This is a genomic window from Pseudomonas sp. PNPG3, from assembly GCF_023093815.1.
Lineage (GTDB): Bacteria > Pseudomonadota > Gammaproteobacteria > Pseudomonadales > Pseudomonadaceae > Aquipseudomonas > Aquipseudomonas asiatica.
Genome location: NZ_JALLKV010000036.1, coordinates 23,581 through 47,884 on the forward strand (window position 1 = coordinate 23,581; position 24,304 = coordinate 47,884).

The 24,304-nt window shown below is 63.8% G+C and carries 21 protein-coding genes and 1 pseudogene; 11 read left to right on the forward strand and 11 right to left on the reverse strand.

All coding sequences use genetic code 11. The features are described from left to right. Positions 1 to 165 precede the first annotated feature (165 nt). Genes MJ643_RS20755 through pcaC form a run of 4 tightly spaced genes read left to right on the forward strand, consistent with a single transcriptional unit; the run spans position 166 to position 4,023 of the window. On the forward strand, positions 166 to 1,455 hold the full coding sequence (locus MJ643_RS20755; protein ID WP_013974043.1) for an MFS family transporter: 1,290 nt from the start codon (positions 166 to 168) through the stop codon (positions 1,453 to 1,455). Between the two features lie 9 nt (positions 1,456 to 1,464). Next, positions 1,465 to 2,817, forward strand: coding sequence for a 3-carboxy-cis,cis-muconate cycloisomerase (locus MJ643_RS20760; protein WP_024087692.1), 1,353 nt, complete (start codon positions 1,465 to 1,467; stop codon positions 2,815 to 2,817). 11 nt (positions 2,818 to 2,828) lie between these two features. Then, on the forward strand, positions 2,829 to 3,620 hold the full coding sequence (pcaD, locus tag MJ643_RS20765) for a 3-oxoadipate enol-lactonase (protein WP_013974041.1): 792 nt from the start codon (positions 2,829 to 2,831) through the stop codon (positions 3,618 to 3,620). Between the two features lie 10 nt (positions 3,621 to 3,630). Beyond that, the gene (gene pcaC, locus MJ643_RS20770) at positions 3,631 to 4,023 is read left to right on the forward strand and encodes a 4-carboxymuconolactone decarboxylase (protein ID WP_013974040.1); all 393 of its coding nucleotides are present in this window, start codon (positions 3,631 to 3,633) and stop codon (positions 4,021 to 4,023) included. A 127-nt stretch (positions 4,024 to 4,150) separates the two neighbouring features. Here pcaC and MJ643_RS20775 read toward each other — a convergent pair whose 3' ends face one another. From MJ643_RS20775 to ttgA, 6 genes and pseudogenes are all read right to left on the reverse strand, one after another. Continuing rightward, a complete protein-coding gene (locus tag MJ643_RS20775) occupies positions 4,151 to 4,663 on the reverse strand; it encodes an Mpo1-like protein (protein WP_208209684.1) in 513 nt (170 codons plus the stop codon). A gap of 235 nt (positions 4,664 to 4,898) precedes the next feature. Beyond that, positions 4,899 to 4,973, reverse strand: a pseudogene (locus MJ643_RS20780) (hypothetical protein); the annotation flags it as partial. A 9-nt stretch (positions 4,974 to 4,982) separates the two neighbouring features. Beyond that, complete coding sequence (locus MJ643_RS20785) at positions 4,983 to 6,239, reverse strand: OprD family porin (protein WP_024087690.1); 1,257 nt, start codon at positions 6,237 to 6,239, stop codon at positions 4,983 to 4,985. Positions 6,240 to 6,601: 362 nt separating this feature from the next. Then, positions 6,602 to 8,059: an AdeC/AdeK/OprM family multidrug efflux complex outer membrane factor gene (locus MJ643_RS20790; protein WP_013974037.1), complete on the reverse strand. Its 1,458-nt coding sequence runs from the start codon at positions 8,057 to 8,059 to the stop codon at positions 6,602 to 6,604. Next, positions 8,056 to 11,208, reverse strand: coding sequence for a multidrug efflux RND transporter permease subunit TtgB (ttgB, locus tag MJ643_RS20795; RefSeq protein ID WP_013974036.1), 3,153 nt, complete (start codon positions 11,206 to 11,208; stop codon positions 8,056 to 8,058). Before ttgB ends, MJ643_RS20790 begins: the two co-directional genes overlap by 4 nt. 3 nt (positions 11,209 to 11,211) lie before the next feature. Beyond that, positions 11,212 to 12,366 (reverse strand): toluene efflux RND transporter periplasmic adaptor subunit TtgA, encoded by a 1,155-nt coding sequence (gene ttgA / locus MJ643_RS20800; protein WP_013974035.1) that lies wholly within the window; start codon positions 12,364 to 12,366, stop codon positions 11,212 to 11,214. Between the two features lie 258 nt (positions 12,367 to 12,624). Here ttgA and ttgR point away from each other — a divergent pair, with 258 nt between their 5' ends. Further along, positions 12,625 to 13,257: an efflux transport transcriptional regulator TtgR gene (gene ttgR / locus MJ643_RS20805; protein ID WP_013974034.1), complete on the forward strand. Its 633-nt coding sequence runs from the start codon at positions 12,625 to 12,627 to the stop codon at positions 13,255 to 13,257. 251 nt (positions 13,258 to 13,508) lie between these two features. Here the strand turns inward: ttgR and MJ643_RS20810 are convergent, their stop codons facing one another. Continuing rightward, complete coding sequence (locus MJ643_RS20810) at positions 13,509 to 14,960, reverse strand: MDR family MFS transporter (protein WP_024087689.1); 1,452 nt, start codon at positions 14,958 to 14,960, stop codon at positions 13,509 to 13,511. A 452-nt stretch (positions 14,961 to 15,412) separates the two neighbouring features. Here MJ643_RS20810 and MJ643_RS20815 point away from each other — a divergent pair, with 452 nt between their 5' ends. Beyond that, complete coding sequence (locus tag MJ643_RS20815; RefSeq protein WP_003259571.1) at positions 15,413 to 16,282, forward strand: oxaloacetate decarboxylase; 870 nt, start codon at positions 15,413 to 15,415, stop codon at positions 16,280 to 16,282. Between the two features lie 25 nt (positions 16,283 to 16,307). On the opposite strand, the gene MJ643_RS20820 is transcribed toward MJ643_RS20815, so the two are convergent. After that, positions 16,308 to 17,213, reverse strand: coding sequence for a LysR family transcriptional regulator (locus MJ643_RS20820; protein ID WP_013974031.1), 906 nt, complete (start codon positions 17,211 to 17,213; stop codon positions 16,308 to 16,310). A gap of 103 nt (positions 17,214 to 17,316) precedes the next feature. Between MJ643_RS20820 and MJ643_RS20825 the strand changes: the two genes are divergently transcribed. Together MJ643_RS20825 and MJ643_RS20830 are read left to right on the forward strand one after the other, a co-directional pair. Further along, on the forward strand, positions 17,317 to 18,192 hold the full coding sequence (locus MJ643_RS20825; RefSeq protein ID WP_024087688.1) for an MBL fold metallo-hydrolase: 876 nt from the start codon (positions 17,317 to 17,319) through the stop codon (positions 18,190 to 18,192). Between the two features lie 27 nt (positions 18,193 to 18,219). Continuing rightward, positions 18,220 to 18,834, forward strand: a complete 615-nt coding sequence (locus MJ643_RS20830) for an NAD(P)-dependent oxidoreductase (RefSeq protein WP_013974029.1) — start codon at positions 18,220 to 18,222, stop codon at positions 18,832 to 18,834. 98 nt (positions 18,835 to 18,932) lie between these two features. Here the strand turns inward: MJ643_RS20830 and MJ643_RS20835 are convergent, their stop codons facing one another. Further along, positions 18,933 to 19,808 (reverse strand): LysR substrate-binding domain-containing protein, encoded by an 876-nt coding sequence (locus tag MJ643_RS20835; RefSeq protein WP_208209743.1) that lies wholly within the window; start codon positions 19,806 to 19,808, stop codon positions 18,933 to 18,935. A 114-nt stretch (positions 19,809 to 19,922) separates the two neighbouring features. Between MJ643_RS20835 and MJ643_RS20840 the strand changes: the two genes are divergently transcribed. Next, complete coding sequence (locus MJ643_RS20840; protein ID WP_013974027.1) at positions 19,923 to 21,560, forward strand: 5-guanidino-2-oxopentanoate decarboxylase; 1,638 nt, start codon at positions 19,923 to 19,925, stop codon at positions 21,558 to 21,560. 134 nt (positions 21,561 to 21,694) lie between these two features. Here MJ643_RS20840 and MJ643_RS20845 read toward each other — a convergent pair whose 3' ends face one another. Beyond that, positions 21,695 to 22,615 (reverse strand): AraC family transcriptional regulator, encoded by a 921-nt coding sequence (locus MJ643_RS20845; RefSeq protein ID WP_208209725.1) that lies wholly within the window; start codon positions 22,613 to 22,615, stop codon positions 21,695 to 21,697. A 202-nt stretch (positions 22,616 to 22,817) separates the two neighbouring features. Between MJ643_RS20845 and MJ643_RS20850 the strand changes: the two genes are divergently transcribed. Both MJ643_RS20850 and MJ643_RS20855 read left to right on the forward strand, forming a co-directional pair. Next, positions 22,818 to 23,111 carry an antibiotic biosynthesis monooxygenase family protein gene (locus tag MJ643_RS20850; protein ID WP_003258431.1) on the forward strand — a complete coding sequence of 98 codons (294 nt, stop codon included), beginning with the start codon at positions 22,818 to 22,820 and terminating at the stop codon, positions 23,109 to 23,111. A gap of 82 nt (positions 23,112 to 23,193) precedes the next feature. Beyond that, positions 23,194 to 23,427, forward strand: coding sequence for a hypothetical protein (locus tag MJ643_RS20855; protein ID WP_023660990.1), 234 nt, complete (start codon positions 23,194 to 23,196; stop codon positions 23,425 to 23,427). On the opposite strand, the gene MJ643_RS20860 is transcribed toward MJ643_RS20855, so the two are convergent. Then, positions 23,428 to 24,033 (reverse strand): flavin reductase family protein, encoded by a 606-nt coding sequence (locus MJ643_RS20860; RefSeq protein ID WP_013974025.1) that lies wholly within the window; start codon positions 24,031 to 24,033, stop codon positions 23,428 to 23,430. Between the last annotated feature and the right edge of the window lie 271 nt (positions 24,034 to 24,304).

Consider the following 24,304-nt stretch of genomic DNA (forward strand, 5'->3'; position numbering starts at 1 on the left):
GGTGAACCCGCTCCCACAGGGAACCACGCATCCCCTGTGGGAGCGGGTTTACCCGCGAAGAGGCCGGCACATGCGACTCAAGGCCAGTTGCCAGCCAGATAGCGGAACGAGTGTGTTACCAGGTGTGTCTAGAATTACCTGCGACCCTCCAGGAGTAAACTCACCATGACCTCAACCTATTACACCGGCGAAGAACGCAGCAAACGCATCTTCGCTATCGTTGGTGCCTCTTCGGGCAACCTGGTGGAATGGTTCGACTTCTACGTCTATGCCTTCTGCGCGATCTACTTTGCCCCGGCTTTCTTCCCCTCCGACGACCCCACCGTGCAGTTGTTGAACACGGCAGGCGTGTTCGCCGCGGGCTTTCTGATGCGCCCCATCGGTGGCTGGATCTTCGGCCGCCTCGCTGACCGCCATGGTCGCAAGAATTCCCTGATGATCTCGGTGCTGATGATGTGCTTCGGCTCGCTGATGATCGCCTGCCTGCCCACCTATGCCAGCATCGGCACCTGGGCCCCGGCGCTGCTATTGCTGGCCCGGTTGATCCAGGGCCTGTCGGTAGGCGGCGAGTACGGCACCACTGCCACTTACATGAGTGAAGTAGCCCTGCGCGGCCAGCGCGGTTTCTTCGCCTCGTTCCAGTACGTGACCCTGATCGGCGGCCAGTTGCTGGCGGTGCTGGTGGTGGTGATCCTGCAGCAGCTGCTCACCGAAGAAGAGCTGCGCGCCTGGGGCTGGCGCATTCCGTTCGTGGTCGGTGCCATTGCCGCACTGATCTCGCTGATGCTGCGCCGCTCGCTGCATGAGACCAGCAGCGCCGAAACCCGCCAGGACAAGGACGCCGGCACCATCAAGGGCCTGTTCCGCGACCACGCGGCGGCCTTCATCACCGTGCTTGGCTATACCGCGGGCGGTTCGCTGATCTTCTACACCTTCACCACCTACATGCAGAAGTACCTGGTCAACACCGCTGGCATGACCGCGAAAAATGCCAGCTACGTGATGACCGGCGCGCTGTTCCTGTTCATGGTGCTGCAGCCGTTCTTCGGCATGCTCTCCGACCGCATCGGCCGGCGTAACTCGATGATGCTGTTCGGTGCCCTGGGTACGCTGTTCACCGTGCCGTTGCTGATGGCGCTGAAGACCGTGAGCAGCCCTTTCATGGCCTTCGTGCTGATTTCCCTGGCGTTGTGTATCGTCAGTTTCTACACCTCGATCAGCGGCCTGGTGAAGGCCGAGATGTTCCCGCCGCAGGTGCGCGCACTGGGTGTGGGCCTGGCCTATGCAGTGGCAAACGCGGCGTTCGGCGGTTCGGCCGAGTACGTGGCCCTGGGCCTGAAGACCTTGGGCATGGAAAACACTTTCTACTGGTACGTGACGGCGATGATGGCGATTGCCTTCCTGTTCAGCCTGCGCCTGCCGAAGCAGGCCGCGTACCTGCACCACGATAATTAAGGACGTGGCATGACCAACCTACTGTTCGACGCCTACTTCACCGCACCGGCCATGCGCGAGATCTTCTCCGACCGTGGCCGCCTGCAGGGCATGCTCGATTTCGAAGCGGCGCTGGCGCGGGCCGAGGCGGCTGCCGGGCTGGTCCCGCATAGCGCGGTAGCGGCCATCGAGGCGGCGTGCCACGCCGAGCGCTATGACGTTGGCGCGCTGGCCAATGCCATCGCCACTGCTGGCAACTCGGCGATCCCGCTGGTGAAGGCGTTGGGCAAGGTGATTGCCAGTGGCGTGCCCGAAGCCGAGCGCTATGTGCACCTGGGCGCCACCAGCCAGGACGCGATGGACACTGGCCTGGTCCTGCAGCTGCGTGCTGCCCTCGACCTGATCGAAGCCGACCTCGGCAAGCTGGCCGATACCCTGTCGCGTCAGGCCTTGCAGCACGCCGACACGCCGCTGGTGGGGCGCACCTGGCTGCAGCACGCCACCCCCGTGACCCTGGGCATGAAACTGGCCGGTGTGCTGGGCGCCTTGACCCGTCATCGCCAGCGCTTGCAGGAGCTGCGCCCACGCTTGCTGGTGCTGCAGTTCGGCGGCGCCTCGGGTAGCCTGGCGGCGTTGGGCAGCAAGGCGATGCCGGTGGCCGAAGCCCTGGCCGAGCAGCTCAAGCTGACCCTGCCCGAGCAGCCCTGGCACACCCAGCGCGACCGCCTGGTGGAGTTTGCCTCGGTACTAGGCCTGGTCGCTGGTAGCCTGGGCAAGTTCGGCCGCGATGTCAGCTTGCTGATGCAGACCGAGGCGGGGGAACTGTTCGAGCCTTCCGCGCCGGGCAAGGGTGGGTCTTCGACCATGCCGCACAAGCGCAACCCTGTCGGCGCCGCGGTGCTGATCGGCGCCGCGACCCGCGTGCCGGGGCTGGTTTCGACGCTGTTCGCCGCCATGCCCCAGGAGCATGAGCGCAGCCTCGGCCTGTGGCATGCCGAATGGGAAACCCTACCGGACATCTGCTGCCTGGTCTCTGGTGCGCTGCGCCAGGCCCAGGTGATTGCCGAGGGCATGGAAGTGGATGCCGCGCGCATGCGCCGTAACCTCGACCTGACCCAGGGCCTGGTGCTGGCCGAAGCGGTGAGCATCGTCCTCGCCCAGCGCCTGGGCCGCGACCACGCCCATCACCTGCTGGAACAGTGCTGCCAGCGCGCTGTGGCCGAACAGCGCCACCTGCGCACCGTGCTGGGTGAAGAGCCGCAGGTCAGTGCCGAACTGTCCGCCGAAGAACTCGATCGCTTGCTCGACCCTGCCCATTACCTGGGCCAGGCCCGCGTCTGGGTGGCGCGCGCCGTGTCCGAACATCAACGTTTCACTGCCTGAAGGAGACCGCTGTGGCGCACTTGCAACTGGCCGATGGCGTTTTGAATTACCAGATCGATGGCCCGGAAAACGCCCCGGTGCTGGTCCTGTCCAACTCGCTGGGCACCGACCTGGGCATGTGGGACACACAGATACCACTGTGGAGCCAGCACTTGCGCGTGCTGCGCTACGACACCCGTGGCCACGGTGGGTCGCTGGTCACTGAAGGCCCCTACAGCATCGATCAGCTGGGCCGTGACGTGCTGGCCCTGCTCGATGGCCTGGATATCGCCAAGGCGCACTTCGTCGGCCTGTCGATGGGCGGCTTGATCGGCCAGTGGCTGGGCATCAACGCAGGCGAGCGCCTGCACAGCCTGACCCTGTGCAATACCGCCGCCAAGATCGCCAACGACGAGGTGTGGAACACACGTATCGACACCGTGCTCAAGGGCGGCCAGCAGGCCATGGTCGACCTGCGCGATGCCTCCATCGCCCGCTGGTTCACCCCGGGCTTCGCCCAGGCCCAGCCAGCGCAGGCCCAGCGCATCTGCCAGATGCTGGCGCAAACCAGCCCGCAAGGTTATGCCGGCAACTGCGCGGCGGTGCGTGATGCCGATTACCGCGAGCAACTGGGCCGTATCCAGGTGCCGGCGCTGATCGTTGCTGGTACCGAGGACGTGGTGACCACTCCGGAGCACGGCCGCTTCATGCAGGCCGGTATCGCGGGTGCCGAGTACGTCGACTTCCCGGCGGCGCACCTGTCCAACGTCGAGATCGGCGAGGCGTTCAGCCGCCGAGTGCTCGCCTTCCTGCAGGCTCACTGAGGATACCGCCATGGACGAGAAACAACGTTACGACGCCGGCATGCAAGTACGCCGCGCAGTGCTTGGCGATGCCCACGTGGACCGCAGCCTGGAGAAGCTCAACGACTTCAACGGCGAGTTCCAGGAGATGATCACCCGCCACGCCTGGGGTGACATCTGGACTCGCCCTGGCCTGCCGCGCCATACCCGTAGCCTGATCACCATCGCCATGCTGATTGGCATGAACCGCAACGACGAGCTGAAGCTGCACCTGCGCGCGGCGGCCAACAACGGCGTGACCCGCGACGAAATCAAGGAAGTGCTGATGCAGAGCGCGATCTATTGCGGCATTCCGGCGGCCAATGCCACCTTCCACATGGCTGAGTCGGTGTGGGATGAGCTGGGTGTGGAGTCGCGTACCTGACCACTACGCGGTCCCTTGTAGGAGCGGCCTTGCGTCGCGATGGGCCGCGCAGCGGCCCCTAGGCTTCAGCTTCGCAGCCAATATTGCCGGGGCCGCTTCGCAGCCCTATCGCGACACAAGGCCGCTCCTACATAGAGCGCGCCACCACGGGCCCGGCGTTGGCCTCGACGGCGCGTTTCAGGGCCGGGCACAGGCCGAGCATGAATGCCGCTTCTGCCACCACGAACAACGGCCCGATGATCAACCCGCTGACATCGTCGACAAACGCCGGCTTGCGGCCTTCGTAGTAATGGCCGACGAACTGGATGATCCAGCCCACCACGAACGCCCCCAGCCCGGTGCCGAGCCACAGCGCTGTCGTCTGCATCGCCAGCACCTGGCCGACCCACAGGCATAGCCCAAGCAACAACCCCATCACCAGGCCGAAGCGCAGATCCAGGCGCAGGTAGAACCAGACCGAGGCCGCCGCCACCGGCAGGGCAGGGGACAGCCACATGCCGGCTACCTCCCAGCCAGGGCGCGACAGCAGGATAGTGACCGCCAGCACGATCATCGGGATGCCGACGAAGTGGGTGGCGATGTTGCGTGGGTCGCGGTGGTAGCTGGCGTATTGGCTCAGGTGGTCGACGAGGGTTTTCATTGTTTTGCCTCCCTGGTTGCCTGATCGAGGTGTATTGCCTGTTCCGGCCTCTTCGCGGGTAAACCCGCTCCCACAGGGTCACCACAACTCCTGAGGGCTGCGCTGGACCTGTGGGAGCGGGTTTACCCGCGAAAGGGCCGGTACAGGCGACCGATATAGCTCAGGATAGCCCGCCCCCGCCACCATCATCAGCTCAGCGAATGGCAGCAGCCCGCACTGGTATATCCAGGCGCCGGGCATGTTGCAGCACCACCAGGCCTTCTGGGGTGGGCGGCAGGGCTTTGCTGGCGCGGTCGACCAGGGGGCAGCCGCGAAGAATTCAAAGCAGATTCAGCGGGTAACTCACGATCAACCGGTTCTCATCGAACGAGTTGGTGCTGAAGTCCCGGCGCATGGTGGAGTTGCGCCACTTCACCGACAGGTCCTTGAAGCTGCCCGACTGCACCACATAGGCCAATTCGGTTTCCCGCGCCCATTCCTTGCCATCGTCCACGCCGCCTGCGGTGACGTTGTCACCCTTGATGTAGCGGTTCATCAGGGTCAGGCCTGGCACGCCGACGGTGGCGAAGTTGAAGTCATGGCGCACCTGCCAGGAGCGCTCCTTGGCGTTGTCGAAGCTGGAGTTGTAGCTGTCGTTTGCCAGGGTGCCGCCACTGGTGCCGTTCACCCGCATCCAGGCGTCGTCGCCGCTGACTTTCTGCAGGCCGACGTAGAAGGTGTGGCCCTGGTAGCGCGCGGAGAGCATGGCCGAGGCCGTGCGGTTGTCCAGTTCGCCGGCGCGTTCGGCGCCGTCTTCCTTGCCGATGAAGTAGCCCAGGTTGGCGCCCAGGGTCCAGTCGCCCAAGGGTTGGCTGTGCACCAGGTTGAGGTACTGCTGGCGGTAGATATCCTTGAGCTGGGCATTCCACAGGCCGATCATGGTGCGCTTGTCGTTGAAGGTGTATTCGCCGCCGCCAAAGTTGAAACGGTCGGAGGTGAACGCTGCCTTGCCGTTCATCGACATGTCTTCCATGCTGGCGTCGTTGCGCGGGCTGTTGCCGCGGAACTGGCCGGCGTACAGGGTCAGGCCGGCGATTTCCTTCGAGGTCAGCTGGCCGCCGCGGAAGGTCTGCGGCAGCGAGCGGCCATCGTCCGAGCGCAGGATCGGCAGTACCGGCATCCACTCGCCCACTTTCAGCTCGGTTTCGGACAGCTTGGCTTTCAGTGCCACGCCCAGGCGGCCGAAGTCATCGGCGGGGCGGCCATCGTCGTGCACCGGCAGCAGGTGGGTATTGGTGGTGCCTTTGCCGCCATCGAGCTTGACCGAATATAGGCCCAGTACGTCCACGCCGAAACCGACGGTGCCCTGGGTAAAGCCGGAGCGGGCGTCGAGGATGAAGCTCTGCGTCCACTCTTCGGCCTTGGCCTGCGGATGGGCCGGGTCGACGAAGTTGCGGTTGATGTAGAAGTTTCGCAGGTTGAGGGTGGCCTTCGCGTCCTCCAGGAAACCACCTTGGTCGGCGGCGAACACTGGGAGTGCGCAGGACATGGCCAACAGGCCGGGCAGCAGCTGGCGTGCGGGTTGCAAAGTGCTCATCTGTCGTGGATCTCTTGTTTTTATGGGCGAGCCGGTACGCTGCAGGATGCGGCCTGCAGGTGCGGGTCTTTTGGGATGAACCGGGGCAACGTTGCGTGGGAGGATGTTGCGGGGTGTGGCGGGGGTGAGGCAATTCGCCACAAGCGGAAGCGGGCGATAATCGAACGGAATGTTCTGGTTGGTTAATTGTTCTCCTGCACTGGCCTCTTCGCGGGTAAACCCGCACCCACAGGTACTGCACAGCCTTCAGCATTTATGCAAAACATTGTGGGAGCGGGTTTACCCGCGAAGAGGCCTGTACAGGCAACCGACAAACAAAAAGCCCACCGTTAAAGGTGGGCTCTTTGCTGTAACAGGGCTGATCAGCTCTTCGGTGCTTCCACAGCTGCCTGCTGGTTGTTGGCCTGCCCGGTCTGCTCGTACCAGCCACCGCCAAGCGCCTTGTACAGGTTGACCTCGCTGGTCAGCTGCGACAAGCGGTCGCCGATCAGTGCCTGCTGGGCGCTGAACAGGTTGCGCTGGGCGTCGAGGAAGGTCAGGTTGCTGTCGATACCGATGCGATAGCGGCGTTCGGCCAGGCGGTAGTAGTCCTGGTTCGCCTGCACCAGGTCGCGTTGCGCCTGCAGCTGCTCTTCGAAGGTCTTGCGCGCCGCCAGGCCATCGGAGACTTCCTGGAAAGCGGTCTGGATGGTCTTTTCGTACTTGGCGACGTTGATGTCCTTCTGAATCTTCGAGTAGTCCAGGCTGGCCTTCAGGCTGCCGGCGTTGAAGATCGGCAGGTTTATCTGCGGCTGGAACAGCCAGGTGCCCTGGCCGCCCGAGAACAGGTGGCCCATGTCGGGGCTCAGACTGCCGGCATTGGCGGTCAGGCTGATGCTCGGGAAGAACGCTGCGCGGGCCGCGCCAATGTTGGCATTGGCGGCCTTGAGCAGATGCTCGGCTTCCTGGATGTCCGGGCGACGCTGGAGGATGTCCGACGGCAGGCCGGCCGGTACTTCGGCCAGTTGGTCGGCATTGAGCTCCAGCGGCTTGGCCAGGTCGGCGGGAATGCCGGTGCCCAGCAGCACGGTCAGGCTGTTGACGTCCTGGGCGACCAGGCGCTGGTACTGCGAGTACTTGACCCGGGCGCCTTCCACGGCGGTACGCGCCTGGCTGACGTCCAGCGCCGAGGCTACGCCGACTTCGTTGCTGCGGCGGGTGAGGTTGTAGCTTTCCTCGTAGGTCTTCAGCGTTTCTTCGGTCAGCTTGAACAGCGCCTGGTCGGCCTGCCAGGTGTAGTAGGCGTTGGCCACGCTGGCCACCAGGCTGATCTGCGTGGAGCGACGCGCCTGCTCGCTGGACAAGTAGGTTTCCAGGGCCTGCTCGGTCAGGCTGCGCACGCGGCCGAACAGGTCCAGCTCATAGGCGCTGACGCCCAGGGTGGCCGAGTACTGGCTGGTGATGCCCGCTTCGCCCGTCTGCGACATGTTCGCCGGTACGCGCTGGCGGCTGCCGCTACCGTTGGCCGAAACCGCAGGGAACAGGTCGGCACGCTGGATGCGGTACTGCGCACGGTAGGCGTCGATGTTCAACGCGGCAACGCGCAGGTCGCGGTTGTTCACCAGCGCGGTCTGGATCAGCTGCTGCAGGGCCGGGTCGTGGAAGAACTGACGCCAGCCCTGTTCGGCGGCGGCAACCTCCGCCGACTGCGTCGGCGAGTAAGCCGGGCCTTGCGGCCACTGCGCAGCCACCGGCGATTCCGGGGTCTGGTAGTCAGGGATCAGCGAGCAGCCGCCAAGAATGAAAGCGGTTACTGCCAGGGACAACAAAGACTTGGTCATTGCCCAGCCTCATAACGTGGAGTTTCAGGGGTGACGTCTTTTTCCGGCTCTTTGCTGCCGAACAGTGACGACACTGCGACGAAGAACAGTGGTACCCAGAAGATAGCCAGCACGGTCGCACTGATCATGCCGCCGATCACACCAGTACCGATGGCGTGCTGGCTGCCGGCGCCGGCGCCGCTGGCGATAGTCAACGGTACCACGCCGAGGATGAACGCCAGCGAGGTCATGATGATCGGGCGCAGACGCATGCGGCACGCCTCGATCGCCGCGTCGTACAGGCTGCGGCCTTGTTCGTGCAGTTCCTTGGCGAACTCGACGATCAGAATGGCGTTTTTCGCCGCCAGGCCGATGGTGGTCAACAGGCCGACCAGGAAGTATACGTCGTTGGACAACCCGCGCATGCTGGTGGCGATCAGGGCACCGATGATACCCAGCGGTACTACCAGTACCACGGCGATCGGGATCGACCAGCTTTCGTACAGGGCTGCCAGGCACAGGAACACGAACAGTACCGAGAGGGCGAACAGTGCCGGCATCTGCGAACCGGAGAGTTTTTCCTCGTAGGACATGCCGGTCCAGGAGAAGCCGATGCCGCTTGGCAATTCGCCAGCAATGCGCTCGACCTCGGCCATGGCTTCACCGGTACTGTAGCCCGGGGCCGGAGCACCGAGGATTTCCATTGCCTCGACGCCGTTGTAACGCGACAGCTTCGGCGAACCGTAGGTCCATTCGCCCTTGGCGAAGGAGGAGAACGGCACCATTTCGCCGGCGCCATTGCGCACGTACCACTTCTGCAGGTCTTCCGGGCTCATCCGCGCGTTCGGCTCGCCCTGGATGTACACCTTCTTGACCCGGCCACGGTCGATGAAGTCGTTGACGTAGCTGGCACCCAAGGCAATCGACAGGGTGTTGTTGATGTCAGCGATGGTCACGCCCAGGGCGCTGGCACGCTCGTCATCAATGGTCAGCTGGTACTGCGGCTCGTCGTTCAGGCCGTTCGGGCGCACGGCGCTGAGGATCTTGCTCTGCGCGGCCTTGGCCAGGAACTGGTTGCGCGCTTCCATCAGCTTGGCATGGCCGACACCGCCGCGGTCCTGCAGGAACACGTCGAAGCCGGTGGCGTTACCCAGTTCGAGCACCGCAGGCGGGGCAAAGGCGAACACCATCGCATCGCGGAAGGTGAAGAAGTGCTGCTGGGCACGCTGGGCAAGGGCGAACACGCTGTTTTCCTTGGAGCGTTCATCCCACGGCTTGAGCATGATGAATGCCATACCCGAGCTCTGGCCACGGCCGGCGAAGTTGAAGCCGTTGACGGTGAAAACCGAAGCCACGGTGTCGGCCTCTTCGCTGAGCAGGTACTCACGCATCTGGTCGACCACCACTTGGGTGCGCTCGGCACTGGAGCCGGCCGGGGTCTGTACCTGGGCAAACAATACGCCCTGGTCTTCTTCCGGCAGGAACGCGGTAGGGATGCGGGCGAACAGCCAGATCATGCCGACCACGATCAGCGCGTAGGCCAGCAGGAACGGTACCTTGTTGCGCAGGATGGTGCCCACGCTGCGCTCGTAGCCGGTTACGCTGCGGTCGAAGTTGCGGTTGAACCAGCCAAAGAAGCCACGCTTGGCCACATGGTGCTCGCCCTTCTTCAGCGGCTTGAGCATGGTGGCGCACAGGGCCGGGGTGAAGATGAGCGCCACCAGCACCGACAGGCCCATGGCCGAGACGATGGTGATGGAGAACTGCCGATAGATCACACCCGTGGAGCCGCCGAAGAACGCCATGGGCAGCAGTACTGCCGACAGCACCAGGGCGATACCCACCAGGGCACCCTGGATCTGCTCCATCGAGCGCTTGGTCGCTTCCTTGGGCGGCAAGCCTTCCTCGGACATCACCCGCTCGACGTTCTCCACCACGACGATGGCGTCGTCCACCAGCAAGCCGATGGCCAGGACCATGGCGAACATGGTCAGGGTGTTGATGCTGAAGCCGGCAGCGGCAAGGATGCCGAAGGTACCCAGCAACACAACCGGTACGGTCATGGTGGTGATGATGGTGGCGCGGAAGTTCTGCAGGAACAGGTACATCACCAGGAACACCAGGACCACGGCTTCGATCAGGGTGTGGATAACGCCACTGATCGATTCGGTGACCACCGGGGTGGTGTCATACGGGAATACCGCTTTCACCCCAGGCGGGAAGAACGGTTCCAGGTCGGCGATGGTCTGGCGCAGGGCCTTGGCGGTGTCCAGGGCGTTGGCACCGGTAGCCAGTTTAACTGCCAGGCCGGAGGCCGGCTTGCCGTTGAACTGGGCGCTGACGGCATAGTTTTCACCACCCAGGCCAACCTGGGCGACATCACCCAGACGCACCTGCGAACCGTCGCTGTTGACCTTGAGCAGGATCTTCTCGAACTGCTCGGCAGTCTGCAGGCGGGTCTTGCCGATGATGGTGGCGTTCAGCTGGGTACCCGGCATGGCCGGCAGGCCACCGAGCTGGCCGGAGGATACCTGCACGTTCTGCGCGGCCACGGCGGTCTTGACGTCGACCGGGGTCAGCTGGAACTTGTTCAGCTTGGCCGGATCGAGCCAGATACGCATGGCGTACTGCGCACCGAACACCTGGAAGTCACCCACACCCGCGGTACGCGAGATCGGGTCCTGCATGTTGGAGACGATGTAGTTGGCCAGGTCGTCCTTGGTCATGCTGCCGTCTTCGGACACCAGGCCGATCACCAGCAGGAAGTTCTTCACTGCCTTGGTGACGCGGATACCTTGCTGCTGCACTTCCTGCGGCAGCAGCGGGGTGGCCAGGTTCAGCTTGTTCTGCACCTGCACCTGCGCGGTGTCTGGGTTGGTGCCCTGCTCGAAGGTGGCGGTAATGGTCATGCTGCCGTCGGAGTTACTTTCCGACGACACATAACGCAGGTTGTCGATACCGTTGAGCTGCTGCTCGATCACCTGTACCACGGTGTCCTGCACGGTTTGCGCCGAGGCGCCCGGGTAGGTCACGGCGATGGCGATGGCCGGCGGCGCGATGCTGGGGTACTGGTTGATCGGCAGCTTCAGGATCGACAAGGCGCCGACCAGCATGATCACCAAGGCGATCACCCAGGCGAAGATCGGGCGATCGATAAAGAACTTCGACATGGTTTACTCCGCTTTGGCGTCTGCTTTCGCCGCGTTGGCCTGAACAGGGCTGGCCGGCTTCTTGACGTTGGTGGCTTCGCTGACCTTGACCTCGACGCCCGGGCGCACGTACTGCAGCCCTTCGGTGATCAGGCGGTCACCCGGGTTCAGGCCTTCCTCGATCAGCCAATCGCTGCCCAGGGTACGGTTGGCCTTGAGCTGGCGCAGTTCGACCTTGTTCTCCTGGTTGACCACCAGCGCGGTCGGTGCGCCTTTCAGGTCGCGGGTCACGCCCTGTTGCGGGGCCAGGATGGCGTTGGCGTTGACTCCGGCCTTGAGCCGCGCATGCACGAACATGCCTGGCAGCAGGGTGTGGTCGGGGTTGGGGAAGAGGGCGCGCAGGGTGACCGAGCCGGTGGTCTCGTCGACCGCGACTTCGGAGAACTCCAGGCGGCCTTCCTGCTTGAACAGGCTGCCGTCTTCCAGCACCAGCTGCACCGAGGCGGCGTTGTCGCCGGCCTTCTGCAGCTGGCCGCTTTCCAGGTCACGGCGCAGCTTGAGGAGTTCGGCGGTGGACTGGGTGACGTCGACGTAGATCGGGTCGAGTTGCTGGATGGTGGCCATGGCGTTGGCCTGGCCATTGCTCACCAGTGCACCTTCGGTGAACGAAGAACGGCCGATACGGCCGCTGATCGGTGCCAGGACCTTGGTGTAGCGCAGGTCGATCTGCGCGCTTTTGAGCGAAGCCTCGGCCTGCAATCGTTTGGCATTGGCGTCGTCGTATTCCTGCTTGGAGACAGCCTGTTCGTCGATCAGCTGCTTGTAGCGCTCGGCCAGCGAGCGGGTGGCCTGCAGGTTGGCCTGGGCATTGGCCAGGTTGGCTTCGTACACGGCAGGGTCGATCTGGTACAGCTGCTGGCCTTCCTTGACCTCACTGCCTTCCTTGAACAGGCGCTTGAGGATGATGCCGTTGACCTGCGGGCGCACTTCGGCGACGCGGTAGGCAGTGGTACGCCCCGGCAATTCCGAGGTCAGGGTGAAGGCTTGGGGCTGGATGGTCACGACGCCGACCTGAGGAGCCTGCGCCGCTGGCGCTGCTTCTTCTTTCTTACAGCCACTGAGCAGGGTTGCCAGGGCGACGGCGGAAACCAGAGCGGTAACGGCTGGCTTGAATTGCATGAGGATCCTCGGGTCGCTGGAGCTGGGAGACGCTCAAGAGTAATGGAAGAGTCTTGATCTGGAAAAATTGCTATCCGGTGGATAAATAGCTTGCTAAGGAATATACTTACATTCATGGTTGTTTGTAAATACCGCTGGGTTGTACTCGGGTACTGCCACAGCTCTTGATTAGCTCCCCCGCGAGGCACCCTGCAGAGGTGCCCCCGGAGTGTTACCCGCACGCGCCGCGCGTTCGGGGCAGATGAGGTTTGTACTGCCATGGTCCGTCGAACCAAAGAAGAAGCCCAGGAAACCCGCGCCCAGATCATCGAGGCGGCGGAAAAGGCCTTCTACAAGCGCGGGGTTGCGCGAACCACCCTGGCCGACATCGCCGAACTGGCGGGTGTGACGCGAGGAGCGATCTACTGGCACTTCAACAACAAGGCCGAGTTGGTGCAGGCGTTGCTCGACAGCCTGCATGAAACCCATGACCACCTGGCGCGGGCGAGCGAAAGCGAGGACGAAGTGGACCCGCTTGGCTGCATGCGCAAGCTGTTGCTGCAAGTGTTCAACGAGCTGGTGCTCGATGCCCGAACCAGGCGTATCAACGAAATCCTGCATCACAAGTGCGAGTTCACCGATGACATGTGTGAAATTCGCCAGCAGCGCCAGGCTGCTGTGCTGGATTGCCACAAGGGCATCACCCTGGCGTTGGCCAATGCCGTGCGCCGGGGCCAGTTGCCAGGCGAGCTTGATGTCGAGCGCGCGGCGGTGGCCATGTTCGCCTATGTCGATGGCCTGATCGGGCGCTGGCTGTTGCTGCCTGACAGTGTCGATTTGTTGAAGGATGTCGAAAAATGGGTCGACACCGGGCTGGATATGCTGCGCTTGAGCCCGGCTCTGCGCAAATGACACTTTGTTAAGGATTGTGAGGGAGTGTTACCCCTTTGTGTTAAGGGGGGATTAATGCTCTCGGAATGCTCAGCTGTGCAGGTTCTGCCGGCGCGCCGAGATCTCTGTGGGAGCGGGTTTACCCGCGAACACCGGCGAAGCCGGTGCCATTCACCGCGCTGCCTTCTTCGCGGGTGAACCCGCTCCCACAGGGATCGCACAAGATGCAGGTTTGCAGCAAGGCAGCAGCCCACACAACGGTGCGGCCGACTTCAGCGTCCACGCAGTTGCCGGTCGGGCAATGCAAGCGCTGCAAACAGTCCCAGCACAGCTACCCCGGCACTCCCCATCAGCAAATGCTGGAACGTCTCCAGCAACCGCCCCTGTGTCACCAGGTCCACTTCTCCGGCCTTCAGGCTCCCCAGCAACGGATTACCCAGCGACTCGAACCCGCCCTGGTGCAGCAGCGCCAGCAGCAGGCTGGACATGCACGCCACTCCCATGGCCCCACCCAGCGAGCGGAACAGGTTGGTGGTGCTGGTGGCCACGCCGATATCCTTGCTGTCCACCGCGCTTTGCGTGCCTACCAGCGAGGTCGGGAACTGCAGCCCGCAAGCGATGCCGGTCAGCAGCATGAACAGTGCACTGAGCAAGACCGACTGCGGCGGGGTCAGCGCCATGGCGAAAATGGCCAGTGGCATCAGCAGTGCGCCGGCCAGGATCTGCGGCTTGTAGCGCCCGGTCAGGCTGGTCATGCGCCCGCCGGTGAAGGCACCCATGGGCAGCCCCATCACCAGCGGCAGGAGGTGCAGGGCAGCACTGTCGGCGCCGGCACCGGTGATGCCCTGGTAGCGCAACGGCATGAGCATGGTCAGGGAGATCGACTGGAAGCTTGCGAAGAAGATCACGCCCCAGCACAGCACCGCCACGCGATTGCCGAACAGGCCGAGCGGCAGCAGCGGCTCCGGGCAGCGGCGCTCATGGGCAATGAACAGCATCAAGCCCAGCGCGGCGCAGGCGAACAAGGCCAGCACAGCCGGGTCGACCCAGGCGTGGCCCTGGCCGACCAGGGTAATGCCCAGCAACAGGCTACCCAGGCCGAGAATCAGCAAAACGGCACCCAGGTAATCCACCTGCGCCTCGCGGCGCTGCACCGGCATGCCGCCGAGGGCGCGGCGGATCGCCCACAGTGCAACCAGCCCCAGTGGCAGGTTGATCCAGAACACCCAGCGCCATGACAGGTATTCGGTCAACCAACCGCCCAGCACCGGGCCGGCGACACTGGCCACCGCGTACATGCTGCTGAAGTATCCCTGGTAGCGGCCGCGCTCCCGTGGGGGGACGAAGTCGCCGATGATCGCCTGGCTCACCGAGACCATGCCACCGGCACCAATGCCCTGCAGTACCCGGGCCAGCACCAGCTGTTGCATGTCCTGGGCCAGGGCGCAGGCGATCGAGGCCAGGGTGAACAGGCTGATGCCGGTGAGGATCATCCGGCGCCTTCCGTACAGGTCGCCCAGCTTGCCGTAGATCGGCACGGCGACAGTCATCGCCACCATGTAGCCGGAGATGACCCAGGCCAGCAGGCCGACATCGTTGAACTGCGCCGAGATCGCCGGCAGCGAGACGGCAACGATGGTCTGGTCCAGGGCGCCGAGGAAGATCGCCAGCATCAGGGCGGTGAGCACGTTGCGCAGGGTGGTGGGGGGCAGGGCGGCGGTCACGGGGATACCTTGTATGACGGTGGCGGCCTTCTTCGCGGGTAAACCCGCTCCCACAGGTCCGGTGTCGCTCCTGAGGACGGCGCGGTCCCTGTGGGAGCGGGTTTACCCGCGAAGAGGCCAGCATGAAGTCCCCGAATTGTAACCTGAGTTAGGTAGCTTCCTATCCACTATCTGCATCCCCTATGCAAGATCGGCATTGGCGCATTCATTCAGTGCTGCATGGCTGCGTGATATCGTTGGTATGCCACAGAGGCCGAAAATCGGGGGTTTGCACCAGCTTGGTGCAACATTATGCCGCAGGTTTTTGCGCCGCTGTCTCCCACACCTTTTATTCCTCTGCCTGCATGTCGAGCATGACCGCCCAGATGGCGACGGTTGGAACAGGCCAGGTAGACCCGATTACAGGGGTCGGTAGTTACCGTTCGAATTTCAACTTATTTTGCGGAGTGATCATGCCCAAGGCTTCCCATCAAGATCTGCGTTTTGCCTTCCGCGAGCTGCTCGCTTCAGGTTCCTGTTATCACACCGCATCGGTGTTCGACCCGATGTCGGCACGCATTGCCGCAGACCTGGGCTTCGAGGTCGGCATCCTCGGTGGCTCCGTCGCTTCGCTGCAGGTACTGGCTGCACCGGACTTCGCCCTGATCACCCTCAGCGAGTTCGTCGAGCAGGCCACCCGTATTGGTCGCGTGGCACAACTGCCGGTGCTGGCTGACGCCGACCACGGCTATGGCAACGCGCTGAACGTCATGCGTACGGTCATCGAACTGGAGCGCGCCGGCGTGGCTGCCCTGACCATCGAGGACACCCTGCTACCTGCCCAGTTCGGGCGCAAGTCCACCGACCTGATCCCGGTTGAAGAGGGCGTCGGCAAGATCCGTGCGGCGCTGGAGGCACGGGTCGATTCGTCGCTGTCGATCATTGCCCGGACCAACGCTGGCGTGCTCACCACCGAAGAAATCATCGTGCGTACCCAGAGCTACCAGAAGGCCGGAGCCGATGGCATCTGCATGGTGGGGGTGAAGGACTTCGAGCAACTCGAGCAGATTGCCGAGCACCTGACGGTGCCACTGATGCTGGTGACCTACGGCAACCCGAACCTGCGTGACGACGAGCGCCTGGCACGCCTGGGCGTGCGCATCGTGGTCGATGGTCACGCGGCCTACTTTGCCGCCATCAAGGCCACCTACGATTGCCTGCGGCTGCAGCGCGGCCAGCAGAACAAGTCGGAAAACCTCAGCGCCACCGAACTCTCGCACACCTACACCCAGCCCGAGGACTACATCCGCTGGGCCAAGGAGTACATGAGCGTCGAGGAGTGACAATGCCATTCCTGTAGGAGCGGCTTTACAAGTCCTGATCCCACTCCGGTTCGTCCTTGAACCGCTGCACAAGAAAATCCAGCATGCTGCGCAAGGTCGCCGGCATGTGCTTGCGTGAGGTGTACACCGCATTCAGGTTCAGTTCGCGCGGGCTGGCTTCGGGCAGCAGGCGCACCAGTTCACCCCGGCGCAGGGCCTGCGCTGCCTGGTAGGTCGGCAGCATGGCGATACCTGCGCCGGCCAGCGCCGCCTTCTGCAGTGTCATCGCCTCGTTGGCACTGATGTTCCCCGCCACTGGCACGGCGACTTGCTGGCCGGCTACCTCGAAATGCCACAGGCTGTGGCCGAAGTAGGCATGTGTCAGGCAGTTGTGCCGGCTCAGTTCCTCGACCCGTTGCGGCGTGCCGTGCTCGCGCAGGTAGGCCGGTGCCGCACACACTGCCGAGCGGCATACGCTCAGGCGCCGGGCAATAAGGTTGGGGTCCAGGTCATTGCTGGTGCGGATGGCCAGGTCGATGCGCTCGTCTACCAGGTTGACCGTGCGATCGAGCATCTGCAGTTCCACCTTCACCCCAGGGTAGCGTCGGACGTAATCGGCCACAGCATCCACCAGTTGGGCCTGGCCGAATGAGGTGCTGACGCTGATGCGCAGCGCGCCCTTGGGCGCGTCATCCGGCTGCTGCACCGCGGCCTGCAGGTCGCCAGCCAATTCCAGCAATTGCCGGCAGCGGGGCAGGGTTTCCTGTCCGGCGGCGGTGAGGCTGAGCTTGCGTGTGGTGCGCTGCATCAGCCGTGCGCCAACCCAGTCTTCCAGCTCTGCCAGGTAGCGCGATACCACCGGCCGCGACAGTTGCAGATGATCCGCCGCCGCCGACTGGCTGCCCAGGTCGACGACGGTGACGAAAACGCGCATGGCGTTGAGACGGTCCATGATTTGCCCGGTTTCAGAAACAAACTATGTTCGAGCATCGCATTTTTTGTCACGGATTGGGCAACTAAGCTGTTGGGCATTGTTCATTTGACGGGCGTTTGCGATGTCTCTTTTCACTCCCTTGCGTGGCCTGCTGCTGGCCTGTGTGACCCTGGCCGGCCCGGCGCTGGCTGCCGACCCCTTGCGGCTGGAGGTTTACAACCCCGGGCATGAGGCGATCTTCCCGGTCAGTTCGGTGATCGTCAGCGGCGAGCACGACGCCATCCTCGTCGATGCCCAGTTCGGCAAGGCCCAGGCCGAGCAACTGGTGCAGCGCCTGCGGGCAGGCGGCAAGCAGCTGACCACTATCTACATCAGCCATGGCGACCCGGACTACTATTTCGGCCTGGATACCCTGACCCAGGCCTTCCCGGACGCCAAGGTGCTGGCGTCGGCCGCCACGGTTGCCCATATCCGCCAGACCAAGGATGCCAAGCTGGCCTACTGGGGCCCGCAGATGGGCGCGGACAAGCCGGCGCGGCTGGTGCTGCCACAGGTGCTCGAAGGCAACCGCCTGACGGTGGAAGGGCAGGACCTTGAGGTGGTCGGCCTGGACGGCCCGCAACCTGACCGCAGTTTTGTGTGGATCCCGTCGATCAAGGCGGTGGTCGGTGGCGTGGTGGTGTCGGAGAACATTCATGTATGGATGGCCGACACGCAAACGGCCAAGTCCCACGCCGACTGGCTCGGCACCCTGGCGCACATCGAAGCGCTGGCGCCGCGCACGGTCATACCCGGGCATTACCTGGGGGACAGCAGCCGCTCGCTGCAGGCCGTGCGTTTCACGGCGAACTACATTCGTGATTTCGATGCCGAGACCGCCCAGGCGAAAGACGCCGGTGCGTTGATCGCGGCGATGAAGCGACGTTACCCGAGCCTGGCCGATGAAAGCTCGCTGGAGCTGGGGGCCAAGGTCGCCAAGGGCGAGATGAAGTGGTAGTTCCGTTCAACTGATGGAGAGTATCCCATGAGCAAGATTGCAATCATCGGTGCCACCGGCCGCGCTGGCAGCCAGTTGCTGGAAGAGGCCCTGCGCCGTGGCCACAGTGTGCTGGCCATCGCCCGCGACCCGTCGCGGTTGCAGGGGCGGGAGGGGGTGACCGTCAAGGCGCTGGATGCCAAGGACAGCGCAGCCCTGCAAGCGGCGGTCGCGGGTGTGGATGCGGTGCTGAGTGCGGCGCATTTCTCGACCATCGAGCCACACGCCATCATCGAGCCAGTCAAACGGGCCGGGGTCAGGCGCCTGCTGGTGGTGGGTGGGGCCGGTAGCCTTTTGCTGCCGTCTGGGCATCGGGTGATCGACAGCCCGGACTTCCCCGAGGCATACAAGGCCGAGGCCACTGCCGGAGTGCGTTTCCTGGAAGCGTTACAACGGGAGCCGAACCTGGACTGGACCTTCCTGTCGCCGTCGGCGGAGTTCGTTGAAGGTGAGCGCAGCGGGCATTACAAGCTGGGCAAGGATCATCTGTTGATCGGCGCGGAGGGTAAGAGCTGGATCACCTTTGCCGATTACGCGATTGCCATGCTCGACGAACTGGAAAAGCCGGCGCATTCGCGGCAGCGTTTCACTGTCGGCTATTGAGTCGCCTGCTTCGCGGGCACGCCCGCTCCCACAGGTAAAGCACAGGTCTTGGAATCTGTGCTGTACCTGTGGGAGCGGGCGTGCCCGCGAAGAGGCCCTCACTGGCTGGCCTGGTGTTCCAGCCAATCCAGCAACTCCCCCAACCCCGGCGGCAAGCTCTTGGCCTGGCTCACCAGGTAATACCCCTTGCCGGTCATCACCTTCAGCGCAAACGGCATGCACAACCGCCCCCCGCGCAAGTCATCGCCGATCAGCGACCAGTCGCCGATGGCCACGCCGGTGCCCTGCGAGGCCATGGCCATCGCCATGTCCAGCGTCTCGAAATGCTGCTTCGGACCTTGAATGGCCAGCGTTGCCCCGGCTGCCTGCAGCCATAACCGCCAGTCATGCTCATTCCGCGAGGGGGGCAGCAGCATGTGTCGCGCCAGGTCCTCGACCTGCTGCAACGGCACCGGCCCCTCGCGCAGTGACGGCGCGCACACCGGCGTCAACTGCTCATCGAACAGCTTGCGCACGCGCAGCCCGTGGTTCGGCGCATCGCCATACACCACCGCCGCATCGAAACCCTCGCGGCGAAAGTCCACTCCATGTTGCACCGTGGTGGTCAGCTCCACCGGTACATCCGGGCGTAGCGCCTGCCATTCCATCAGGCGTGGCAGCAGCCAGCGCATCACGCAGGTCGGTGCCTTGAGCTGTAACGTAGCGCTGCGCCCACCCACCTCGCGCACCCCTTGTTCAATCAGCGCAAATACCTGTTGCACCCTTGGCAGCCAGTCCTGGCCTTCACGGGTCAGGCTCAACCCACGGGCCTGGCGCTGGAACAAGGCATAGCCCAGATGCTCTTCGAGGGCCGCGATCTGCCGGCTGACGGCGCCCTGGGTGATATGCAGCTGCTGCCCGGCACGGGTGAAATTGCAGTGCTGGGCGGTGACCAGGAAGGTATGCAGGGCGGGCAGGGGCGGGAGGCGTTTCATTGTGCTGAGCCATGATTGCAGAACATGGCTAGTATGTGTTTTTTTGCATTGTGGCGATAGCCGTGGCTGGGTCCAATAGGGGCATAACCCAACCAAGATTCACGGTGAAACCCAATGGCGACCTGCGGCGAAGTACTGGTAAAACTCCTTGAAGGCTATGGCGTTGACCATGTCTTCGGCATTCCTGGTGTACATACCGTGGAGCTCTACCGCGGCCTGGCGGGTTCGTCCATCCGCCATGTCACCCCGCGCCACGAGCAGGGTGCCGGGTTCATGGCCGACGGCTATGCGCGGACCCGCGGCAAACCGGGGGTGTGCTTCATCATCACCGGCCCGGGCATGACCAACATCACCACCGCAATGGGCCAGGCCTATGCCGACTCGATCCCGATGCTGGTGATTTCCAGCGTGCAATCTCGCGACCAGTTGGGCGGTGGCCGTGGCAAGCTGCATGAGTTGCCCAACCAGGCCGCGCTGGTGTCGGGTGTGGCGGCGTTTTCCCACACCCTGATGAGTGCCGATGACCTGCCGCAGGTGCTGGCTCGGGCATTCGCCGTGTTCGAAGGCGCCCGACCGCGCCCGGTGCATATCGAGATCCCGCTCGACGTGCTGGTCGAACCGGCCGATCACCTGCTGCCGGGGCGCGTGGTGCGCAGTAGCCGGGCAGGGGCAGCGCCGCAGGCCGTGGCGCAGATGGCCGAGCGCCTGGCCAATGCACGGCGGCCATTGATCCTGGCTGGGGGCGGCGCATTGGCCGCGGGCGCTGCGCTGGCGCGCCTGGCCGAACACCTGCAGGCGCCGGTGGCGCTGACTATCAATGCCAAGGGGCTGCTGCCGGCCAGCCACCCCCTGCAGATCGGCTCGACCCAGTCGCTGCCAGCCACACGGGCGCTGGTGGCCGAGGCCGATGTGGTGCTGGCGATCGGTACCGAACTGGCCGAAACCGACTATGACGTGACCTTCAAAGGTGGTTTCGAGATCCCGGGCACCCTGTTGCGCATCGACATCGACGCGGACCAGACAGTGCGCAATTACCTGCCGACGCTGTCGCTGGTGGCCGACGCCGAATTGGCTGCCGAGGCGCTGTTCGACGCTTTGCAGCCACTGCCGCAACCCGTGCGTGAAAGCACGTGGGGGGCAACCCGCGTGGCCAAGTTGCGCCAGGCACTGGCGGCGGGTTGGGACCAGCCGACCCTGAGCCAGACGCGTCTGCTGAGTGCGATTCTTGAGCGTCTGCCCAATGCCATTCTGGTGGGCGATTCGACTCAGCCGGTGTACACCGGCAACCTGACCCTGGACATGGACCAGCCACGCCGTTGGTTCAATGCCTCGACCGGCTACGGCACCTTGGGTTACGCATTGCCGGCGGCCATGGGCGCCTGGCTGGGCAGCGCGGAGCAGGTCGGTGAGCGTGCCCCTGCGGTGTGCCTGATTGGTGATGGCGGTCTGCAGTTCACCTTGCCGGAGCTGGCCAGCGCGGTGGAAGCGCAGGTGCCGTTGATCGTGCTGCTGTGGAACAACCAGGGGTACGAGGAAATAAAGAAGTACATGGTCAACCGGGCCATCGAGCCGGTCGGGGTGGATATCCATACGCCAGACTTCATCGGTGTGGCGCGGGCCTTGGGCGCGGCGGCGGAGCAGGTGGCAGATGTGGCGCAGCTGCAGGTGGCGTTGGGGCAGGCAGTGGAGCGCAAGGGGCCGACCTTGATCCAGGTTGACCAGAATCAGTGGCAGGGAGCTGTGTCGGGTTGAAGTAAATCTATTGCCAGTATCGGCCCTTTCGCGGGTGAACCCGCTCCCACAGGTACTGCACAGTTATCAATATCTGTGCAAAACCTGTGGGAGCGGGTTTACCCGTGAAGAGGCCGGCACAGGCAAAGCCAAACTCAGCCAGCAGTCGCCCGCAACCTGGCCACATCACGAATCGGCGGCGCGCCATACAGCCGGCTGTATTCACGGCTGAACTGTGACGGGCTTTCATACCCCACCCGGTAGGCCGCCACCGCTGCCTCGAGGCCGTCATTGAGCATCAATCGCCGCGCCTCCTGCAGGCGCAGTTGCTTCTGATACTGCAGCGGGCTCATCGACGTCACGGCCTTGAACCGGTGGTGCAAGGTCGAGGTGCTGAGGTTGACTTCACGCGCCAGATCCTCGATGCGCAAAGGCCGCTGGTAGTTCTGGTTGAGCCAGGTGATGGCCTGACAAACCCGGTGGGTCTGGCTGTTGGCCAAGGCAATTTCGTACAACCGATAGCCCTGCGGCCCGCGCAGCAGGCGGTACAGAATCTCCCGGCGGAACAGCGGCGCCAGCATCGCGATGTCGCGAGGGGTGTCCAGCAGGCGTATCAGCCGCAGCAAGGCGTCGAGCAACGCGGCGTCGGTTCTCTCCACATACAAGCCACGACCGGAAGGCCGGTTGGGCACCAGCATCGGCCCGCTTTCGGCGATCAGTTGGCTTATTTCGGCTGGGTCCAGGTCCATGCGCAGGCCAAGGCTCGGGTGCTCGGGGCTGGCGTCGAGCTTTACGCCGCTAAGCGGCAAGGTTACCGAGACCACCATGTAGTGCAGCGGGTCGTAGGCGTACTGCTCGTCACCCAGGAACAGGCTTTTGCTACCCTGGGCGAGGATGCACAGCGCGGGTTGCGCCAGCGTCGGTACCGAGCGCACGTTTTCGGTGTAGCGCACAAGGTACAGGTCATCGATGGCCGATGCCGGGCCGTGAGGCTCCCCGGCGTGGCGGTGGATCAGCTCGGCCAGCTCCTGGCGTTGCAGTTCCAGGCTTGGGTCGATGGACGTGGCGATGGTCATGATGGCTTTCCTCTGCTGACCGACGCAGCATAGGTTTGGGCAATGGCGGGCGCTAGTCAAAAGCTGCACGCCGATTGCCTGATCCTGCCGCGCTGCAGGATCAGGCAATCGGCGTGCAGTAATGGCCTAACGTGTCGCGCGGGCGAGGCCCTAACCTTGGCAGCCTGGCTTTTTCGTCCGCCTGCTTCAAGGAGATTGTGCAATGACCCCGACACAACCGGTCACCCACCTTGCTTTCATCCGTGCCAGCAGCGGGCGCTCGGCGGAGCTGGGCGCGCGCCTGCGTGACTTGCTCGAGCCCTCGTTGCGGGCACCGGGCTGCCTGAGTTTTTCGGTGCAGCGTTCGCAGGCTGATGCCGATTTATGGTTGCTCAGTGGCAGCTGGCAGGACCAGCAGGCGATGAGTGGCTATTTTGCTTCGCCGACACTGGAAGTGTTTGGTGAGTTGGTGCAGGAACAGGTGGTCAGCAGCCTGGATCTGCATACCTTTGATTGAGGTGTTGCCTGTACCGGCGATAGGGCCTGTACAGGCAAATAGGGTAAAATGCCGGCCCCCGATCAACGAAGCGGATAGCAATATGGCACGTAGGGAATTTCCGTATTTCGAAGCGGTTTCGGCGATGGTCCCGGTGGAAGGTGGCGGCTACAACGCGGCCATCGCGGTCAAGGCCCTGGGCATGGGCGGTGTGCCGCGCTTTCACAAGATTCTCGACGGCCAGGTGTTCCAGGGCGCCGTGGCCGCCGATGAAGCGGCCACGGCCGAGCTGCAACGCCTGCAGGGCGTCAGCGAAGAGGGTGAGCTGATCTGGTGATCAGGCCGGTGGGCGGGCCATCTTGAACAGGTTGCCCAGCTCGAAATAGTCTGCCGGGCCACCACCACGCAGGATCGGCTCGGCGGCAGCGGTATCGTAGATACCGTTCTTCAACAGGTGCTCGGCAATGTGCACCGCCACCACTTCACCCAGGATCAACCAGCTGGGCACCAGTTCCTGGTCGGCCCGCTTGAGCTGGACGATCTGGCTGACCTTGCACTCGAAGGCCACTGGGGTTTCGCCAACACGCGGCACATTGACGATGCTTGATGGCGTGGCGGTGAGGCCGCTCAATTCGAATTCGCTTACCTCGGCGGCAACCGGTGCGCAGCTCTGGTTCATCTGCTCGGCCAACGTGCGAGTGGCCAGGTTCCAGACGAACTCGCCGGTCTGCTCGATGTTGTTCAGGCTGTCTTTGCGCCCGACGCTGCAGAAACCGATGATTGGCGGGATGTAGTTGAAGGCGTTGAAGAAGCTGTAGGGCGCCAGGTTCAGGCGGCCTTCGCGGTCCTGTGAGGAGATCCAGCCGATAGGGCGGGGGCCGACGATGGCGTTGAACGGGTCGTGGGGCAGGCCGTGGCCTTTTGCGGGTTCGTAGTAATACATCTGTGCTGGGCTTGCTGGCCCTACCTCCTGGTGGACAAGGCGCCTAGTGTGCCAAGCCTGTGCCCGCCTGAAAATGATCAAGCCCGGCCGAAGCCGGGCTGGGTGCTCGCATCAGGGATCAGCTGATGCGGTGGGCGTTGGTGCGGTTGAAGCCGTCTTCGGCGAAGCGCTGGCCACCAGTGCGGTCGAAGCCGTCTTCGGCGAAGCGTTGACCACCAGTGCGGTCGAAGCCGTCTTCGGCGAAGCGTTGACCACCAGTGCGGTCGAAGCC

Bases quoted from the DNA above. Each gene is read 5' to 3' on its own strand.
- MJ643_RS20755 (WP_013974043.1), top strand. From the start codon at position 166: ATGACCTCAACCTATTACACCGGCGAAGAACGCAGCAAACGCATCTTC.
- MJ643_RS20760 (WP_024087692.1), top strand. From the start codon at position 1,465: ATGACCAACCTACTGTTCGACGCCTACTTCACCGCACCGGCCATGCGC.
- pcaC (WP_013974040.1), top strand. From the start codon at position 3,631: ATGGACGAGAAACAACGTTACGACGCCGGCATGCAAGTACGCCGCGCA.
- MJ643_RS20775 (WP_208209684.1), bottom strand. From the start codon at position 4,663: ATGAAAACCCTCGTCGACCACCTGAGCCAATACGCCAGCTACCACCGC.
- MJ643_RS20785 (WP_024087690.1), bottom strand. From the start codon at position 6,239: ATGAGCACTTTGCAACCCGCACGCCAGCTGCTGCCCGGCCTGTTGGCC.
- MJ643_RS20790 (WP_013974037.1), bottom strand. From the start codon at position 8,059: ATGACCAAGTCTTTGTTGTCCCTGGCAGTAACCGCTTTCATTCTTGGC.
- ttgB (WP_013974036.1), bottom strand. From the start codon at position 11,208: ATGTCGAAGTTCTTTATCGATCGCCCGATCTTCGCCTGGGTGATCGCC.
- ttgA (WP_013974035.1), bottom strand. From the start codon at position 12,366: ATGCAATTCAAGCCAGCCGTTACCGCTCTGGTTTCCGCCGTCGCCCTG.
- ttgR (WP_013974034.1), top strand. From the start codon at position 12,625: ATGGTCCGTCGAACCAAAGAAGAAGCCCAGGAAACCCGCGCCCAGATC.
- MJ643_RS20815 (WP_003259571.1), top strand. From the start codon at position 15,413: ATGCCCAAGGCTTCCCATCAAGATCTGCGTTTTGCCTTCCGCGAGCTG.
- MJ643_RS20820 (WP_013974031.1), bottom strand. From the start codon at position 17,213: ATGGACCGTCTCAACGCCATGCGCGTTTTCGTCACCGTCGTCGACCTG.
- MJ643_RS20825 (WP_024087688.1), top strand. From the start codon at position 17,317: ATGTCTCTTTTCACTCCCTTGCGTGGCCTGCTGCTGGCCTGTGTGACC.
- MJ643_RS20830 (WP_013974029.1), top strand. From the start codon at position 18,220: ATGAGCAAGATTGCAATCATCGGTGCCACCGGCCGCGCTGGCAGCCAG.
- MJ643_RS20835 (WP_208209743.1), bottom strand. From the start codon at position 19,808: ATGAAACGCCTCCCGCCCCTGCCCGCCCTGCATACCTTCCTGGTCACC.
- MJ643_RS20840 (WP_013974027.1), top strand. From the start codon at position 19,923: ATGGCGACCTGCGGCGAAGTACTGGTAAAACTCCTTGAAGGCTATGGC.
- MJ643_RS20845 (WP_208209725.1), bottom strand. From the start codon at position 22,615: ATGACCATCGCCACGTCCATCGACCCAAGCCTGGAACTGCAACGCCAG.
- MJ643_RS20850 (WP_003258431.1), top strand. From the start codon at position 22,818: ATGACCCCGACACAACCGGTCACCCACCTTGCTTTCATCCGTGCCAGC.
- MJ643_RS20855 (WP_023660990.1), top strand. From the start codon at position 23,194: ATGGCACGTAGGGAATTTCCGTATTTCGAAGCGGTTTCGGCGATGGTC.
- MJ643_RS20860 (WP_013974025.1), bottom strand. From the start codon at position 24,033: ATGTATTACTACGAACCCGCAAAAGGCCACGGCCTGCCCCACGACCCG.